The 17865-nt window shown below is 72.8% G+C and carries 15 protein-coding genes; 7 read left to right on the top strand and 8 right to left on the bottom strand.

All coding sequences use genetic code 11. The annotated features are described in order from the left end of the window. Positions 1-65: 65 nt before the first annotated feature. Entirely contained in the window at positions 66-854 is a 789-nt protein-coding gene (locus tag ACIP5K_RS20505; protein WP_401411400.1) for a ferritin-like domain-containing protein, read from the top strand. 12 nt (positions 855-866) lie between these two features. Here ACIP5K_RS20505 and corA read toward each other — a convergent pair whose 3' ends face one another. Beyond that, positions 867-1874, bottom strand: a complete 1008-nt coding sequence (gene corA, locus ACIP5K_RS20510) for a magnesium/cobalt transporter CorA (protein ID WP_401411402.1) — start codon at positions 1872-1874, stop codon at positions 867-869. Positions 1875-1936: 62 nt separating this feature from the next. Here corA and ACIP5K_RS20515 point away from each other — a divergent pair, with 62 nt between their 5' ends. The 6 genes from ACIP5K_RS20515 to ACIP5K_RS20540 all read left to right on the top strand — a co-directional run bounded on the left by ACIP5K_RS20515 (position 1937) and on the right by ACIP5K_RS20540 (position 9378). Next, positions 1937-2623 carry a histidine phosphatase family protein gene (locus ACIP5K_RS20515; protein WP_401411404.1) on the top strand — a complete coding sequence of 229 codons (687 nt, stop codon included), beginning with the start codon at positions 1937-1939 and terminating at the stop codon, positions 2621-2623. 98 nt (positions 2624-2721) lie between these two features. Further along, a complete protein-coding gene (locus tag ACIP5K_RS20520) occupies positions 2722-3312 on the top strand; it encodes a DUF3090 domain-containing protein (RefSeq protein WP_401411405.1) in 591 nt (196 codons plus the stop codon). Then, complete coding sequence (locus tag ACIP5K_RS20525; RefSeq protein ID WP_401411406.1) at positions 3276-4112, top strand: SCO1664 family protein; 837 nt, start codon at positions 3276-3278, stop codon at positions 4110-4112. Before ACIP5K_RS20520 ends, ACIP5K_RS20525 begins: the two co-directional genes overlap by 37 nt. 70 nt (positions 4113-4182) lie before the next feature. Further along, positions 4183-4623 carry an SRPBCC domain-containing protein gene (locus tag ACIP5K_RS20530; RefSeq protein ID WP_401411408.1) on the top strand — a complete coding sequence of 147 codons (441 nt, stop codon included), beginning with the start codon at positions 4183-4185 and terminating at the stop codon, positions 4621-4623. A gap of 113 nt (positions 4624-4736) precedes the next feature. Continuing rightward, positions 4737-5966 carry a cysteine--1-D-myo-inosityl 2-amino-2-deoxy-alpha-D-glucopyranoside ligase gene (mshC, locus tag ACIP5K_RS20535; protein WP_401411410.1) on the top strand — a complete coding sequence of 410 codons (1230 nt, stop codon included), beginning with the start codon at positions 4737-4739 and terminating at the stop codon, positions 5964-5966. A 328-nt stretch (positions 5967-6294) separates the two neighbouring features. Beyond that, positions 6295-9378 carry an NPCBM/NEW2 domain-containing protein gene (locus ACIP5K_RS20540; protein ID WP_401411411.1) on the top strand — a complete coding sequence of 1028 codons (3084 nt, stop codon included), beginning with the start codon at positions 6295-6297 and terminating at the stop codon, positions 9376-9378. 82 nt (positions 9379-9460) lie between these two features. Here the strand turns inward: ACIP5K_RS20540 and ACIP5K_RS20545 are convergent, their stop codons facing one another. The 7 genes from ACIP5K_RS20545 to ACIP5K_RS20575 form a co-directional block, all read right to left on the bottom strand. Beyond that, entirely contained in the window at positions 9461-10432 is a 972-nt protein-coding gene (locus tag ACIP5K_RS20545; protein WP_401411413.1) for a PAC2 family protein, read from the bottom strand. 145 nt (positions 10433-10577) lie between these two features. Then, the gene (locus tag ACIP5K_RS20550; RefSeq protein ID WP_401411415.1) at positions 10578-11249 is read right to left on the bottom strand and encodes a FadR/GntR family transcriptional regulator; all 672 of its coding nucleotides are present in this window, start codon (positions 11247-11249) and stop codon (positions 10578-10580) included. A 114-nt stretch (positions 11250-11363) separates the two neighbouring features. Then, positions 11364-12422 (bottom strand): LLM class flavin-dependent oxidoreductase, encoded by a 1059-nt coding sequence (locus ACIP5K_RS20555; RefSeq protein ID WP_401411416.1) that lies wholly within the window; start codon positions 12420-12422, stop codon positions 11364-11366. A 108-nt stretch (positions 12423-12530) separates the two neighbouring features. Further along, a complete protein-coding gene (locus ACIP5K_RS20560) occupies positions 12531-14147 on the bottom strand; it encodes an FAD-dependent oxidoreductase (RefSeq protein ID WP_401411417.1) in 1617 nt (538 codons plus the stop codon). Positions 14148-14156: 9 nt separating this feature from the next. Beyond that, positions 14157-15695, bottom strand: a complete 1539-nt coding sequence (glpK, locus tag ACIP5K_RS20565; protein ID WP_401411419.1) for a glycerol kinase GlpK — start codon at positions 15693-15695, stop codon at positions 14157-14159. A 56-nt stretch (positions 15696-15751) separates the two neighbouring features. Further along, positions 15752-16543 (bottom strand): MIP/aquaporin family protein, encoded by a 792-nt coding sequence (locus ACIP5K_RS20570; protein WP_401411420.1) that lies wholly within the window; start codon positions 16541-16543, stop codon positions 15752-15754. Positions 16544-16955: 412 nt separating this feature from the next. Next, positions 16956-17729 (bottom strand): IclR family transcriptional regulator, encoded by a 774-nt coding sequence (locus ACIP5K_RS20575; RefSeq protein ID WP_401411422.1) that lies wholly within the window; start codon positions 17727-17729, stop codon positions 16956-16958. Positions 17730-17865: the final 136 nt, after the last annotated feature.

Consider the following 17865-nt stretch of genomic DNA (forward strand, 5'->3'; position numbering starts at 1 on the left):
CATTTGACTCGTTCTTTGCGAGCCATGGGGCCGCGGACCGCGCACGGAGGCACGGAGGTACCCGGATGCTGTCGGCCAAGAGCCTGTTCCAGGAGATTCTCGACCACGACGACTCGTTCCGGCTGTTCTGTTCCATCGCGGCCGGCGGCGAGGCGCAGGGCGGCTGGGAGAACGGCCGGATCGCCGCCCTCGCCCCCGAGAGCGAGCGGGACCTCGCGCCCAGGATCGCCCGGCACGGCGCCGACGAGGACAAGCACGGGCGCATCTTCAACGCCCTGCTGAAAAAGCGCGGCCTGACCCCGGTGCCGGTCCCCGACGAGGCCGACTACACGATGCTCCTGGAGCGGCGCGGCATCGGCCTCCCGCACGAGCGGCTGGAGCGCGACGAGCCGCTGTCCGTGCGGGACATCGTCACCTACCTCGCCCACAGCCGGGTCACCGAACAGCGCGCCTCGGAACAGATGGAGCTGCTGCGCAAGCACTTCTCCGGGCACCCCGACATCGGCCGCGCGGTCAAGATGATCTCCCGCGACGAGGACGACCACCTCGCCTACTGCCACGAGGAACTGCTGCGCCTCGCCCGCGCGGGCCACGGCCGCACCATCCAGCGCGTCCTGCGCGAGTGCGCCCTCGCCGAGATCGCCGTCCACCGGGACGTGAGCCTCGCCGTCATGGACCGCATGGGCCGGATCCTCGGCTGGTCCGCGCCGAGGTCCGCGCTGCTCGCCGCCGGCATTCGGGCCGTGTACGCGTACGAACGCCTCGGCGGCTGGCGGCGGATGGTCTCCCTGTCGATGCCGGCGCGGCGCGACGCCCTCGGCGGCCCCGCGACCACCTCCGTCGAGTTCGCGTGAGCGCCGCGCCCGCTACAGCCAGCCGCGCCGTTTGAACATCCGGTACAGCATCCATTCCAGGGCGGCCATCAGCACGACGACCGCCGGGTACGACCAGGCCCAGTGCAGCTCGGGCATGTGGTCGAAGTTCATGCCGTAGATGCCCGCGATCATCGTGGGCACCGCGGCCATCGCCGCCCAGGCGGAGATCTTCCGCATGTCGTCGTTCTGCCGCACGCTCATCTGCGCCAGATGCGCGGACAGGATGTCCGTCACCAGGCGGTCCAGGCCGTCCACGGACTCGTTGACCCGGGTCAGGTGGTCGTGCACGTCACGGAAGAACGGCCGGGCGTCCTCCGCCACGAACGGCACGGCCGCGGGGAACGGACCGATGCCGGCGAGCCGGGCCATCGGCAGCGCCAGCGGCCCGGTGGCCCGCCGGAACTCCAGGATCTGCCGCTTGAACGCGTAGATCCGCGACGCCGTGTCGCGCGAGCCGCCGCCGTCCGGCGAGAAGACCTCGGCCTCCAGCTCCTCCAGGTCGGTCTGCAACTCGGTCGCGACGTCCAGGTAGTGGTCGACCGTGGCGTCCGCGACCGCGTACAGCACCGCCGTCGGCCCGTGCCGCAGGAAGCCGGGATCGGACTCCAGACGGTGCCGCACGGTCGTCAGGGCGGGCCCCTCGCCGTGCCGCACGGTCACCACGAACGAGTCGCCCAGGAAGAGCATCACCTCGCCCGACGACACCTTGTCGCTCTCCGGCTCGTACACGACCGGCTTGAGGACCACGAACAGCGAGTCGTCGTAGACCTCCAGCTTCGGCCGCTGGTGCGCCTTCAGGGCGTCCTCCACGGCCAGCGGGTGCAGCGCGAACTCCTCGGTCACCGTGGCGAACTCCGCCTCCGTGGCGTCGTGCAGCCCGATCCACATGAAGGCGTCGTCCGACGCCCGCGCCGCTTCGAGCGCGTCGGACAGGTCCTTGGGATCCTCCGGGCCCTCGACGCGGCGCCCCTCCCGGTAGACGGCACAGTCGACGATCATGACGGCCATTCTTCCCAGGGGGTTCGCCTGCTGCACCTTCGCGTGCCTCTAGGCTGGCGGGCATGCCCACGCTGATCCTCGTCCGCCACGGACGTTCCACCGCCAACACCGCCGGTCTGCTCGCCGGGTGGACGCCCGGCGTGGCCCTCGACGAGCGGGGCGCCGCCCAGGCCGCCGGCCTGCCCGGGCGGCTGGCGGACCTGCCGCTCGCGGAGATCGTCAGCAGCCCCCTCCAGCGCTGCCGGGAGACCGTCGCCCCGCTGCTCGCGGCCCGGCCCGGCCTGACCGCGCACACCGACGACCGGATCGGGGAGTGCGACTACGGCGACTGGTCGGGCCGCAAGCTCGCCGAACTCGCCGACGAACCGCTCATGCAGGTCGTCCAGCAGCACCCGACGGCCGCCGCCTTCCCCGGCGGCGAGTCCATGCGCCAGATGCAGCACCGGGCGGCGGAGGCGGTGCGGGAGTGGAACGCGCGCGTGGAGCGCGACCACGGACCCGACGCCGTGTACGTCATGTGTTCGCACGGCGACATCATCAAGTCGCTCGTGGCGGACGCTCTCGGACTGCATCTGGACCTCTTTCAGCGGATCTCTGTGGAACCGTGTTCCATCACCGCGATCCGTTACACCCGGCTGCGCCCGTTTCTCGTCCGCCTCGGCGACACCGGCGACCTCGCACCGCTCGCCCCGCGCGAGCAGCCGCAGGGCCCGGACGCGCCCGTCGGCGGCGGCGCCGGCGCACCGTGATCGTCCGCCGCAGTAGGGTGAAGCAGCCGTAAGCACACTCGGATCCGGCCGCCCGGCCGGGCCCGCCCCCGTCGATCCTCAGACCATGGAGACAGGACGTGTCCCGTCAGGTGTTCCTCTACGACCCCCCGGAGCGTTTCGTGGCCGGTACGGTCGGGCTCCCCGGGCGCCGCACCTTCTTCCTGCAAGCCTCCGAAGGAGCCCGGGTCACCAGCGTGGCGCTGGAGAAGACCCAGGTGGCCGCGCTCGCCGAGCGCATGGACGAGCTGCTCGACGAGGTGGTGCGGCGCACCGGCGGGAACGCGCCGGTGCCCGCCATGGCACCCACCGAGATCGCCGACACGGCCCCGCTCGACGCCCCCGTCGAGGAGGAGTTCCGCGTCGGCACCATGGCCCTGGCCTGGGACGGCGACGAGCAGCGCATGATCGTCGAGGCGCAGGCGCTCGTCGAGATGGACGCCGAGTCCGACGAGGATCTGGCGGAGGCCGAGGAAAGGCTTCTCCAGGACGAGGAGAACGGCCCGCCGATGCTCCGCGTCCGCCTCACCGGCAACCAGGCGCGCGCCTTCGCCAAGCGGGCCCTGGAGGTCGTCAACGCGGGCCGGCCGCCGTGCCCGCTGTGCAGTCTGCCGCTCGACCCGGAGGGACACGTATGCCCGCGCCAGAACGGGTACCGGCGCGACGCGTGAGCGGCCGCGACGCCCTGGACCTCCTCACCCGCGGGGAGCTGCACGTCGAGGGGCAGATCAGGGACGCGTCGAACGCCGTCCTGCTGTGCCGGGTCACCGAGGGGGACCGGGAGGCGGCCTGCGTCTACAAGCCCGTGCGCGGGGAGCGGCCCCTGTGGGACTTCCCCGACGGCACGCTCGCGCAGCGCGAGGTGGCCGCCTTCGAGGTCTCCGAGGCGCTCGGCTGGGGACTGGTCCCGCCGACCGTGCTGCGCGACGGGCCCTACGGCGAGGGCATGTGCCAGCTGTGGATCGACACCCCCGACGAACCGGCCGACGACAGCCGGCTGCTCGCGCTCGTGGACGCCGAGGAGCCGGGCGAGGGCTGGCGGGCCGTCGGCCTCGCCGAGGTCGGCGAGGGCCGCACCGCGCTCCTCGTGCACGCCGACGACGCCCGGCTGCGGCGGCTCGCGGTGCTCGACGCGGTGATCAACAACGGCGACCGCAAGGGCGGCCACCTGCTCGTCGACGGGGACCGGCTGTACGGCATCGACCACGGCGTCACCTTCAACACCGAGGACAAGCTGCGCACCCTGCTGTGGGGCTGGGCCGGCGAGCCGCTGACCGAGGAGGCGGCCGGGGCGCTGGCGGCGCTGCGCGGCCGGCTGGCCGAGGGCGAGCCGCTCGCGGACCGGCTGGCCGCGCTGATCACCCGGGCCGAGCTGGCCGCCGTACGGGAGCGGGTGGCCGCGCTGCTGGCGTCCGGCCGGCATCGGGAGCCGAGCGGCGAGTGGCCGGCGATCCCGTGGCCGCCCATCTGAGGCGGCCCCCGGCCGGCGGTCCCGTCCCTCCCCGGGGCGGTGGGCGCGGGCCCGCGCTACGGTCGACCACATGACCCAGCTGATCGTCGAGGACCGCATCGCGCGTCCGGCGAAGGACGTCTTCGAGGCCATCGTCACGGTCGAGGGCCTGTCGGGCTTCTTCGTCGAGCGCACCTCCGCGCCGATGGTGCCCGGCACCACCGTGACCTGGAGCTTCCCCCACGCGGACGTCGCGTTCGACGTCGAGGTGGGCGAGATCGAGACCGATCGGCTCGTCTCGTGGACCTGGCCGGGCGGGCGGGTCGCCGTCGAGCTGCGCGAGACCGGGCCCGGGGTCACCGCCCTCACCATCACGGAGCGGCCGACGGGGCCCGGGAGCGAGGGCGCGGCCCGCGCGGTCGGGCAGACGCAGGGCTGGACGTACTTCGTGTGCACCCTGCGCGCCTACCTGCTGCACGGCCTGCGCCACTTCGGGCTCTCGGACGGCATTCGGGCCACTCTGGTGGAGTAGCGGCGCCCGGGCGGCCGTGCGGCGCATTCCGCGGGGCGGCGCAAGAGGGCCTCGTCGGCCATCGGACCTGGTCCGGTTCGTATCCGGAAGCACCGTCCGGTTACGCTCATGTCATGCATGCCTGGCCCGCTTCTGAGGTCCCCGTCCTGCCTGGCAAGGGCCGCGACCTGAGGATCCACGACACCGCGACCGAGGGGCTCGTCACCCTGGACCCCGGTCCCGTCGCCCGTATCTACGTCTGCGGCATCACGCCGTACGACGCGACCCATATGGGTCACGCGGCGACCTACAACGCGTTCGACCTCGTGCAGCGCGTGTGGCTCGACACCAAGCGGCAGGTTCACTATGTCCAGAACGTGACGGACGTCGACGACCCGCTGCTGGAACGGGCCGTGCGCGACGGCGTCGACTGGGAGGGCCTCGCCGAGCGCGAGACCGCCCTGTTCCGCGAGGACATGACCGCGCTGCGGATGCTGCCGCCGCGGCACTACATCGGCGCCGTCGAGGCGATACCCGGCATCGTGCCGCTCGTCGAGCGGCTGCGGGACGCCGGCGCCGCCTACGAGCTCGACGGCGACATCTACTTCTCCGTCGAGGCCGACCCGCACTTCGGGTCCGTCTCGAACCTGGACGCCGCCGCGATGCGGCTGCTCTCCGCCGAGCGCGGGGGCGACCCGGACCGCGCGGGCAAGAAGAACCCGCTCGACCCGATGCTCTGGATGGCCGCCCGCGAGGGCGAGCCGAGCTGGGACGGCGGTTCCCTGGGACAGGGGCGTCCCGGCTGGCACATCGAGTGCGTCGCCATCGCCCTCGACCACCTCGGCATGGGCTTCGACGTGCAGGGCGGCGGCTCCGACCTGGCCTTCCCGCACCACGAGATGGGCGCCTCGCACGCGCAGGCGCTGACCGGCGAGTTCCCGATGGCCAAAGCGTACGTGCACGCCGGGATGGTCGGGCTCGACGGCGAGAAGATGTCCAAGTCCAAGGGCAACCTCGTCTTCGTGTCGCGGCTGCGGCACGACGGGGTCGACCCGGCCGCCATCCGGCTCGCGCTGCTCGCGCACCACTACCGCTCCGACTGGGAGTGGACCGACCAGGTGCTCGCCGACGCCGTGGCCCGGCTCGGCCGCTGGCGCGCCGCGGTGTCGCGGCCCGACGGCCCGCCCGCGCAGGCGCTGGTCGAGGAGATCCGGGCGGCCCTCGCCGACGACCTCGACGCGCCCGCCGCGCTCGCCGCCGTCGACCGGTGGGCCGGGCGACAGGACACCGAGGGCGGCTCCGACGAGGGCGCGCCGGGTGTCGTCTCGCGCGCCGTCGACGCCCTGCTCGGGGTCGCGCTCTGAGAACCCCTCGCGGAACGGTCGTCGATCTTCGAGGTGGTCGATCGCTCCGTGACCGTCGGGCCCGGCATCGGTTGAGCGCCGCCGGGCCCGGCATCCGGGGCGCCCGCTGACCCCGGTCCGCCCTCTTTGCGACAGTCGCCGGGTCTGCCGCGTCCGCGCCGCCGGCCCGACGCCGAGGCCCTGATCACGGGCGGCGCCGTCGACGGCCGACGGGGCCCGGCCCCGTCCCCCGCCGACCAGGGGAAGCGCTCCCGGCCCCCGCTCCCGCGCACCGGTGGGGCTTTTCCGCGCCCTAGCGTCATGCTCGTTTATGCGCTAAACCATGGGCATGCGAACAGCATCGAGCACGCTCGGGCGTTCTGGACGCCTCAGATCCCTCGTCGCCGTGGCCCTGATCGGGCTCGCGGCCGCCCTCGCCGGACCCGGCCGGCCGGCCGTCGCCGCCGAAGCCCCCGGGGCCCTCGGCGACGTCACCGGGTTCCACCCGGCCGCGGCCCGCTACACCTTCGACGCCGGCCCGGCGCGGGCCCGGGTCAGCTTCGTGTCCACCGAGAGCTTCCGGATCGAGGTCGCCCCGGACGGCACCTTCACCGACCCCGCGGGCGACGACATCGTCCTGCCGCAGGGCGCGCCGCCCGCCACCCGCTGGAAGGACCGCGGCGACCGCTACGAGCTGAGCAGCAGCGCGGTCACCCTGCGCGCCTACAAGTCCCCCCTGCGCTTCGCCCTGTTCCGCAACGACGGCACCGCACTGTGGTCCGAGAACGCGCCCATCAGCTGGAGCGCCGACACCACCACCCAGCGCCTCGACCGCGGCGCCGACGAGCAGTTCTACGGCGTCGGCATGCAGAACGGCCGCGGCAACACCAGCCTGCGCGGCCAGACCGCGAAGGCCGAGGTCTCCTACGACTGGGACGACGGCGGACACCCCAACTCCGTCCCCTTCTACCTCTCCTCGGCCGGGTACGGCGTCTTCCGCAACACCTACGCGCCCAACACCTACGGCTTCGGCGCGCCCGTCACCGCGGCCGCCGCCGAACGGCGCTTCGACGCCTACTACTTCGCGGGCAGCGGCCGCGACAGCGCCAAGGACGTCATCGGCCAGTACACGCGACTGACCGGCAAGCCGTTCCTGCCGCCGGTCTACGGGCTCGAAGTGGGCGACGCCGACTGCTATCTGCACAACGCCAACCGCGGCGAACGGCACACCCTCGACGCCCTCGACATCTCGCGGACGTACGTCGAGCAGGACATGCCGCTCGGCTGGATGCTCGTCAACGACGGCTACGGCTGCGGGTACGAGGACCTGGCCGAGACCGCCGAGGGGCTCCGGGCGGACAAGGCGCAGCTCGGCCTGTGGACCGAGGACGGCATCGACCGGATCGCCGACCAGGTCAAGGCCGGCCAGCGCGTCGCCAAACTCGACGTCGCCTGGGTCGGCGACGGCTACAAGAAGGCCCTCGACGGCTGCAAGGGCGCCTACCGGGGGATCGAGGACAACTCCGACGCCCGCGGCTTCACCTGGGCCCCCGAGAGCTGGTCCGGCGCCCAGCGCTGCGGCGTGCAGTGGTCCGGCGACCAGTCCGGCTCCTGGGACTACATCCGCTGGCAGATCCCCACCTACGCGGGCGCCACCCTGTCCGGGCTCGCCTACACCACCGGTGACGTGGACGGCATCTTCGGCGGCAGCCCCAAGACGTACGTACGCGACCTGCAATGGAAGTCCCTGCTGCCCGTCACCATGACCATGGACGGCTGGGCGGCCAGCGACAAGCAGCCGTTCCGGCAGGGCGAGCCGTACACGGCCGTCAACCGCAAGTACCTGAAGCTGCACGAGTCGCTGCTGCCCTACCTCTACTCGTACGCCTACCAGGCCACGAAGACCGGGGTGGGGGCCGTGCGGCCGCTCGCGCTGGAGTACCCGGACGACCCGAAGGCCGCCACCGACGCCGCCAAGTACGAGTTCCTGACCGGCGAGGACTTCCTCGTCGCCCCCGTCTACCAGGACTCGACCCGGCGCGACGGCATCTACCTGCCCCGCGGCACCTGGACCGACTACTGGACCGGGCGCGTCTACCGGGGCCCGACCACGATCGACGGCTACAGCGCGCCGCTCGACACCCTGCCGCTGTTCGTGAAGGGTGGCGCCGCCGTCCCGATGTGGCCGGGGATCCGCTCCTACACCGACCGGGACAAGGACTCCCAGCTCGCCTGGGACGTGTACCCGCAGGGCAGTTCGTCCTTCGAGCTGTACGAGGACGACGGCGTCACCCGCGACCACCGCGACGGCGCCCACGCCACCCAGCGCGCCACCGTCACCGCGCCCCGCTCCGGACCCGGCGACGTGCGGGTGCGGATCGGCGCGAGCGAGGGCGACTACCGGGGCAAGCAGACCGCCCGGCCCTACTCCTTCACCGTGCACACCGGGGACGCGCCCAGCCGGATCGACCTCGACGGCACGAAGCTGGCCCGCGCCGCCTCCAAGAGCGCGTTCGACAGGGCCGGGCGCGGCTGGTTCTACGACGCAGGCGACCGGGGCGGAGTCGTCCTGGTGAAGACCGGGACCCGGTCCACCGCGCGGGCCTTCACCCTGGACCTGCGCGACACCGCCGCCGTGGGCGGCGCCGTGCCGGGCGCCGAGGCGGGCGTGTCCGCCGCGCCGGCCCAGGAACTGGGCGCGGGCGTCACCGGCACCGTCGCCGTCGACGTCACCGCGGGCGAGCGGGACGCCACCGACGTCGCCGTGCGCGTCGACGCACCCGACGGATGGACCGCGGGCCGGCCCGTCACCGTCCCCCGGATCCCGGCCGGGACCACCCGGCGCGTCGACATCGCCGTCACCCCCGGCGCCGACGCGCGGCACGGCGAACAGACCCTCACCGCCACCGCCCGCCACCGCGCCGCGGGCCGACAGCACACCACGCAGGGCCGCTTCGCGGTCTCCGTGCTGCCGAAGCCGCCCGCCGGGCACGCCTGGGCGAGCGACCTGGAGTGGCTGTCGTCGGCCAACGGCTACGGGCCCGCCGAACGCGACCGCAGCAACGGCGAGTCCGGCGCCACCGACGGCCACCCCCTCACCCTCGCCGGGAAGACGTACGACAAGGGCATCGGCGCGCACGCCGACTCCGACATCGAGGTCTATCTCGGCGGGCGGTGCACCCGCCTGACCGCGGACGTCGGGATCGACGACGAGATCGACGGATACGGCGGGGTCGCCTTCTCCGTCGAGGCCGACGGGAAGGTGCTGTGGACCTCGCCCGAGGTCACCGGCGCCTCCGCCACCGTCCCCGTCGACGTGGACGTCACCGGCGCCCGGCACCTGCGCCTGAAGGTGACCGACACCAACGGGTCCAAGAGCGGCGACCACGGGGACTGGGCCGCCGCCGCGTTCACCTGCGCGGGCGGGAGCTGACCCCGGCCCGAGCCCGACGACAGCGCCCCCGGCGCCGGGTCACCCGGCGCCGGGGGCGCTGTCACGGTCGTGGGGCCGCGGTCTACTCGTCGCCGTCCTCGGCGTCGGGGCGCGGCGGCTTCGGCGGCCGGCCCTTGCCGCCCGGGTTGTCCCGCAGGTACGACGAACCGTCACCGCCGTCCGTGGCACGGCCGCCGGCGCCGGGCGGTGCGCCCGGATCGCGCCGCCGCAGATACCGCTCGAACTCGCGGGCGATCGCCTCGCCCGACGCCTCCGGCAGCTCCGCGGTGTCCCGCGCCTCCTCCAGCGACTGCACGTACTCGGCGACCTCGCTGTCCTCCGCCGCCAGCTGGTCCACGCCCAGCTGCCAGGCGCGCGCGTCCTCGGCCAGCTCGCCCAGCGGGATGCGCAGGTCGATCAGGTCCTCCAGGCGGTTGAGCAGCGCCAGCGTCGCCTTCGGGTTCGGCGGCTGCGACACGTAGTGCGGGACCGCCGCCCACAGCGACACGGCCGGGACGCCCGCGTGCGTGCACGCCTCCTGGAGGATCCCCACGATGCCCGTCGGGCCCTCGTACTTGGTCTCCTCCAGCTCCATGCGCGTGGCGAGATCCGGGTCGGAGGTGACGCCGCTGACCGGCACCGGCCGGGTGTGCGGGGTGTCGCCGAGCAGCGCGCCCAGGATCACCACCAGCTCCACGCCCAGCTCGTGCGCGAACCCCAGCAGCTCGTTGCAGAACGAGCGCCAGCGCATCGACGGCTCGATGCCGCGGACCAGGACCAGGTCACGCGGCTTCTCGCCGCCGACGCGCACCACGGACAGCCGGGTCGTCGGCCAGGTGATCTTGCGCACGCCGCCGTCCAGGAAGACCGTCGGCCGGTTGACCTGGAAGTCGTAGTAGTCCTCGGCGTCCAGCGCGGCGAAGACCTCGCCCTTCCACTCCGTGTCGAGGTGCGCGACCGCGGCGGAGGCGGCGTCGCCCGCATCGTTCCAGCCCTCGAACGCGGCCACCATGACCGGGTCGACCAGCTCGGGAACCCCCTCGAGCTCGATCACCCAGCGCCTCCTTCCGACGTGCCCTCGCGTACCTGCCCACCTTACGGCGTCCGCGCGGGCCCTCCGCAGTCCCCCGAAACCCGGAGGCTGCCCGGAACACTGCCCCGCGGCACGGGAGTGCACTCCACCTGAATGTCGGGGTTTCTCACAGGGAGGCGCGCAGCCACTGCTCGACGCTCGCGATGTGCACGGTCGCCCAGGAGCGGGCCGCCTCCGGATCGCCGTCGCGCAGCGCCGCCAGGATGGCCCGGTGCTCGCGCAGGGTGCGCCCGACCGCGTCCTCCTGGGTGAGGCCGCGCCAGACGCGGGCCCGGGTGGTCGGCCCGGACAGGCCGTCGAGGAGGGAACACAGGACCGTGTTGCCGCAGGCCCGCACGATCGCGCGGTGGAACTCCAGGTCCGCCGCGACCAGTTCCTCCACGGACGGCTCGGGCCCCAGCGCGTCCAGCTGGGCGGTGAGCCGGTCCAGCTGGTCGCCGTCGATGACGGCCGCCGCCATCGCGGTGGCGGCCGGTTCCAGGATGCGGCGCACGGCCAGGAACTCCAGGACCGTGTCGTCGCGGTGGAAGTCGACGACGAAGCTCAGCGCCTCCAGGAGCACCTGCGGGTCCAGGCTGGTGACGTAGGTGCCGTCGCCCTGCCGGACGTCCAGGATGCGGATGAGGGACAGGGCGCGCACCGCCTCGCGCAGCGAGTTGCGCGAGAGCCCCAGCTCCGCGGCGAGTTCGCTCTCCTTGGGGAGCCGGTCGCCGGGGCGCAGCGCACCCGAGACGATCATGCCCTTGATCTTCTCGATGGCCTCGTCCGTGACGGCCATGGCAGCCCCCTCCGCTCGTCCCCCGGAGAGCCGCGTCCTCCGATGTCCCCGACCATTATGGGCGTACGGGGGACACCCGGGGGCGCGTGGCCCGGTGGTGCGGGCGGTGCGCGCTCACTCCCACAGGGTGCTGGGGGCCTCGGCCCGCACGACGGGCGCGATCTCCTCGGCGAACCGCTGCAACGTCTCGATCTGTTCGTCGGTGCCCTGCCCGAACCCGTCGACCGTGACGGACTGGAGGTCGTGCCGGTACACCTCGTGGTAGCCGAGGATCTTGTCGATGATCTGCTGCGGCGAGCCGATGAGCTGCGGTCCGTCCGCGATGGCGTCCTCGATGGTCCGGAACGGCGTGTTGTAGCCCGCCTTCCCGGCCAGGTGCGGCTTGAAGGTCTGCGCGACCTTCGCCTCGTACAGGTCCCGGTGGCGGGCCACCGCCTGTTCGTGGGTGTCCGCGATGAGCAGCCCGCCCGAGCCCGCCGCCACGTGCGCGTCGGCCGGGTCGTGCCCGTACGCCTCGAACCGCTCCCGGTAGTGGTCGATCAGCTTCGCGTACGCGGCCCGCGGCTGGATCGCGTTCGCCGTGAACAGCGGATCGCCGTGCTTGGCCGCCAGCTCGGGGGAGTTGAGGGAGGTCGCCGAGCCGTGCCAGATCCGGGGCGGCCCCGCGTACGGCCGCGGCACCGTCGTCACGCCCTTCAGGGCGGGCCGGAACTCGCCCTCCCAGTCGACGCCCTCCTCGGTCCACAGCCGGCGCAGCAGCTCGTACTTCTCCTTCTGGAGGTCCCACTGGCGGGCCTCGTCGAGCCCGAACAGATCGAAGTGGCCGGCCTCGGCGCCCTTGCCGACGACCAGCTCGACGCGTCCGCGCGAGAGCTGGTCGAGCGTCGCGTAGTCCTCCGCGACCCGCACGGGGTCGAGGATCGCGACGACCGTCACCCCGGTCAGCAGCCTGATCCGCGTGGTGCGCGCCGCGAGCGCGCCGAGCACGACCGTCGGGCTCGACGACAGGAACGCCCCCGCGTGCCGCTCGCCGACCGCGTACGCGTCGTAGCCCAGCTCCTCGGCCGCCGCGCCGACGTCGACGACCTGCGCCAACCGGTCGGCGGCGGACGGGAGTTCGCCGGTGAGCGGGTGCGGGGCGTGCCCGATGATGGAGAGGACCTGGAACTTCATGCCCTCACTCTCACCCCCGCACATTGCGCACGTGTGTACGCGGCATGGCAGCGCCGAGGGGCGGCTCCCCCCGTGGGAGCCGCCCCTCGGCGTGGCCTCGGCCCGGCGTCACTTCTTGCCGAGCAGGTCCTCCACCTTGCCGCGGATCTCGTCGGTCGCGAGCCCGCGGATCGTCAGCGTCGTCCGGCGGCGCAGCACGTCGTCCGCCGTCTCGGCCCACTCGTGGTCCCGCGCGTAGGCGACCTGCGCCCAGATCTCCGGGGCGTCCGGGTGGACGCGCGCGGCCAGCTCCGGGTTCTCGTTCGCGAGGCGGGCGATGTCGAAGGCGAGCGAACCGTAGTGCGTCGCCAGGTGCTTGGCGGTGTCGGCGGCCATCCGCGGGCCGGGCGCCGGGCTGTCGACCAGGAGGCGGTGCGCGACGGCGCGCGGGTTGGCGACGCCCGGCAGCGGCATCCGCTTCGGCAGCTCGTCGATCGGCTCGAAGTCGTCGCCGAGCGGGTGGCCGGGCAGCGACTCCAGCTTCTTCATGACCGTACGGCCGATGTGCCGGAACGTCGTCCACTTGCCGCCCGCGACGGACAGCATGCCGCCCCTGCCCTCGGTGACGACCGTCTCGCGCTTGGCCTTCGAGGTGTCGCCGGGACCGCCGGGAAGCACCCGCAGACCGGCGAACGCGTACGTCATCAGCTCCCGCTCGAGCTGCTGGTCGCGCACGGAGAACGCGGCCTCGTCGAGGATCTGCTCGATGTCCTTCTCGGTGACCGAGACGTCCGCCGGGTCGCCCTCGTACTCCTCGTCGGTGGTGCCGAGCAGCAGCATGTCCTCCCAGGGGAGGGCGAAGGTGATGCGGTACTTGTCGATGGGGGTGGCGAGCGCGGCCTTCCACGGCGACGACCGCTTCATGACCAGGTGCGCGCCCTTGGAGAGCCGGATGGACGGCGCCGCGGCCGGGTCCTCCAGCCTGCGCAGGTGGTCGACCCACGGGCCGGTCGCGTTCAGCACGAGCCGGGCGCTCACGCCGAACTCCTCGCCGTCGAGGCGGTCCTTCAGCTCGGCGCCGGTGACCCGGCCCCCGGTGAACCGCAGCCCGGTGACCTCGGCGTGGTTGAGGACCACTGCGCCCGCGTCGACGGCCGCCCGCACGGTCATCAGGGCCATCCGCGCGTCGTTCATCTGGTCGTCGCCGTACACGGCCACGGCCTTCAGGTTCTCGGTCCGCAGCTCCGGCACGTCCTGCTGGGCCTTGGCGGGGGAGAGCAGGTGCCCGACGCCGTCGCCGAACGCGGACAGCGCGCTGTACGCGAAGACGCCCGCGCCCAGCTTCGCGGCGCCGTGCGGGCCGCCCTTGTACACCGGCAGGTAGAAGGTGAGCGGGTTGGCCAGGTGCGGGGCCACGTTGCGCGACACCGCGCGCCGCTCGAAGTGGTTCTCCGCGACGAGCTTGACCGCGCCGGTCTGGAGGTAGCGCAGGCCGCCGTGGAGCAGCTTCGAGGAGGCGGAGGAGGTGGCGCCGGCGAAGTCGCCGGCGTCGACCAGGGCCACCCTGAGACCGGACTGCGCCGCATGCCAGGCGGTGGAGATGCCCAGGATGCCGCCGCCGATGACCAGGAGGTCGTACGTCGCCTTGGAAAGCTGCTCGCGGGTCTCGGCGCGGCTCGGGTTGGAGCCGGCGACGGGGTGCGTTCCGAGGGCAGGCACGGTCTTCAGGGTGGGCTGGGTAGTCATGGTGGGGTCTTACTCCTCGTCCTCGAGCCAGCTCATGGACCGCTGCACGGCCTTGAGCCAGTTCTTGTACTCACGGTCGCGGGTGTCCGCGTCCATGCGGGGGGTCCACTCGGCGGCCCGGCGCCAGTTGGCACGCAGGTCGTCGGTGCTGGACCAGAAGCCGACGGCGAGACCGGCGGCGTAGGCGGCGCCGAGGCAGGTCGTCTCGGCGACCATCGGGCGCACCACGGGCGCGTCCAGGACGTCGGAGAGGGTCTGCATCAGCAGGTTGTTGGAGGTCATGCCGCCGTCGACCTTCAGCGCGGTCAGCTCGACGCCGGAGTCCTTCGTCATGGCGTCGCTGATCTCGCGGGTCTGCCAGGCCGTGGCCTCCAGGACGGCGCGCGCGATGTGCGCCTTGGTGACGTACCGGGTCAGGCCGGTGATCACGCCACGCGCGTCGGGGCGCCAGTACGGGGCGAACAGGCCGGAGAAGGCGGGCACGAAGTAGGCGCCGCCGTTGTCCTCCACCGAGGAGGCCAGCGTCTCGATCTCGGCGGCCGACTTGATCAGGCCCATCTGGTCGCGCATCCACTGCACCAGCGAACCGGTGACGGCGATGGACCCCTCCAGGGCGTAGACCGGCTTCTGGTCGCCGATCTGGTAGCCGACCGTGGTCAGCAGGCCCGAGTAGGAGTTGATGGCCTTGTCACCGGTGTTGATCAGCATGAAGGTGCCGGTGCCGTACGTGGACTTGGCCTCGCCCTCGGCGAAACAGGTCTGGCCGAACAGGGCCGCCTGCTGGTCGCCGAGCGCCGACGCGACGGGGATCCCGCCGAGCACGTCGCCGAGCCGGCCGCCGGTGACCTCGCCGTAGACCTCGGCGGAGGAGCGGATCTCGGGCAGCATCTCCATCGGCACGCCGATGGAGGAGCAGATCTTGTCGTCCCACTCCAGCCGGTGCAGGTTCATCAGCATGGTGCGCGAGGCGTTGGTGACGTCGGTGACGTGCCTGCCGCCGTCGACCCCGCCGGTCAGGTTCCAGATGACCCAGCTGTCCATGGTGCCGAAGAGGATGTCGCCGCGCTCGGCGCGCTCGCGCAGCCCCTCGACGTTGTCGAGCAGCCAGCGGGCCTTGGGGCCGGCGAAGTAGGAGGCCAGCGGCAGGCCGGTCTCGCGGCGGAAGCGGTCCTGTCCGACGTTGCGGCCCAGCTCGCGGCAGAGGGCGTCGGTGCGGGTGTCCTGCCAGACGATGGCGTTGTGGACGGGCTCACCGGTGTTCTTGTCCCAGAGCAGCGTCGTCTCGCGCTGGTTGGTGATGCCGATGGCCTTGATGTCGTCGCGGGTGATGCCGGCCTTGTCGACGGCGCCGGCGACGACCTCCTGGACGTTCGCCCAGATCTCGTTCGCGTCGTGCTCGACCCAGCCCGGCTTGGGGAAGATCTGCTCGTGCTCCTTCTGGTCGACGGAGACGATGCGTCCGTCGCGGTCGAAGACGATGCAGCGGCTGGAGGTGGTGCCCTGGTCGATCGCGGCGATGAAGGGCCCTGCGGTGTGTGCGTCGGTCACGGTGTGCTCCTGAAGTTCTCGGTGCGGCTCGGGCGGCGGGCTGGCGGCGGGGCGGCCTACTTGAACGCGAGGTTGTAGAGGCCGCCGGCGAGGGCACCGCCGATCAGCGGACCCGCGACCGGGATCCAGGCGTACGTCCAGTCGGAGCCGCCCTTGTTGGGCAGCGGGAGGAGGGCGTGCACGATGCGCGGGCCGAGGTCGCGGACCGGGTTGATCGCGTAGCCCGTGGGGCCGCCGAGCGAGAGGCCGATGCCGACGACCACCAGCGCGGTGATCAGGGCGCCGAGGGTGCCCAGGCCGTTGCCGCCGTCGTTCAGGCCCTGCGTGAGGATGGCGAGGACCAGCACGACCGTCGCGATGATCTCCGTGATCAGGTTCTGCGCGGCGTTGCGGATCTCCGGGCCCGTGGAGAAGACGCCGAGCACGGGGCCGGCCTTGGGCGCGGCCTTCTGGTCGACCAGGCCGTCGTCGGCGGGCTGCGCCGCGATGACCTCCGGGTCCGTCAGGTGCGCGCGGAACTGCCCGTAGTACGTCGCCCAGACCAGCACGGCGCCGATCATCGCGCCGAGGAGCTGGGAGCCGAGGTAGAGCGGTACGTCGCTCCACTTGGTGCCGCCCTCGATGGCGAGGCCGATGGTGACCGCGGGGTTCAGGTGGGCGCCCGAGACGCCGCCGGCGAGATAGGCGCCGGTCAGGACCGCGAAGCCCCAACCGAAGGCGATGGCGACCCAGCCGGCGCCGAACGCCTTCGAGCGCTTGAAAGTGACGGCGGCGCAGACGCCACCGCCCAGCAGGATGAGCACGGCGGTACCTATGGTCTCGCCGATGAAGATGTCGGAGCTGGACACCCGCGACTCCTTTGTCCTTCGTCCAGGTGGAAACCCGAGTGACGGACCTCCGGGTCCCTTCCGGTGGTCCGGGCCCCGTACGGGGCGGGTTGCGGCCCGGCCTGTCCACACTCTAACGCGTATTGCCGGTAGGTGTTCGACAATGCCGACCGATGGACGCGAGTCTCGCCCCGGGTTCACTGAATCGTCAAGGGTTCTGTTATCGAAACCACGATCGTTATTGATCGTTCCCGCCTATCGCCGCCCACACGCTCACCGGACGTCCCTCGATCGTCGCGCGGATCGGTGTGCTCTGCACCCGGACGGCCCCCGGACACGCCCCGGACATGCCTCGGACATGCCTCGGCCCCGTCCGCGGGGACGGGGCCGAGGGAGGGTGCGGGGCGGGTGCGGGCGGGCGCCCACGGAGGCGTCAGAAGCGGCTCGCGCCCAGATCGCGGGAGACGGCGCGGGCGCAGTCCCGCACCGCGGCGATCAGCTCGGGCCGCAGGGCGCCCTGGTCGTCCGGCCTGCACACCCGCTCCACCGCGCCGGTGATGCCGATGGCGCCCACCGGCATCCGGTGCCGGTCGTGGATCGGCGCCGCGACCGAGGCCACGCCCTCCCAGGTCTCCTCGACGTCCTCGGCGTACCCGCGCGCGCGGGTCAGGTCGAGCACCGACTCGAACTCGGTGAGCCCGGTCACCGTGCGGGCCGTGAACTCCCGCCGCTCGGCCTCGACGACCTCGCTGTGCGCCACCGGGTCGTAGGCCGAGACGACCTTGCCCAGGGCGGAGGAGTGCAGCGGCTGCATCGCCCCCACCTCCAGCACCTGCCGGCTGTCGTCGGGCCGGAAGACGTGGTGCACGATCAGGACGCCCTGCTGGTGCAGGACCCCCAGATAGACGGCCTCGCCGCTGGACCGGGCCAGGTCGTCGGTCCACACCAGGGCGCGGGCCCGCAGCTCGTGGACGTCCAGATAGCTGTTGCCCAGGCGGAGCAGCTCCGCGCCCAGCTGGTAGCGCCCCGAGGCGGAGTCCTGCTCCACGAAGCCCTCGGCCTGGAGGGTGCGCAGGATGCCGTGCGCGGTGCCCTTCGCCAGGCCCAGCGCCGAGGCGATGTCCGAGAGGCCCAGACGCCGCTCGCCGCCCGCGAGGAGCCGGAGCATCGCCGCGGCCCGTTCCAGCGACTGGATGTTGCGTGCCATCCGACCCTTCCTCCCTCGATCCACCCAATGTTCGGCAATGCTGAACAGTATCGGTCGACGCCGACCTCTGCTCGTGCGGCGTGCCCGGCTTTTTCCCGGCCGCCCGCCCGGAACCACCGCGTCACGGCATCCACCG

The organism is Streptomyces sp. NPDC088785 (genome assembly GCF_044750685.1).
GTDB lineage: Bacteria > Actinomycetota > Actinomycetes > Streptomycetales > Streptomycetaceae > Streptomyces.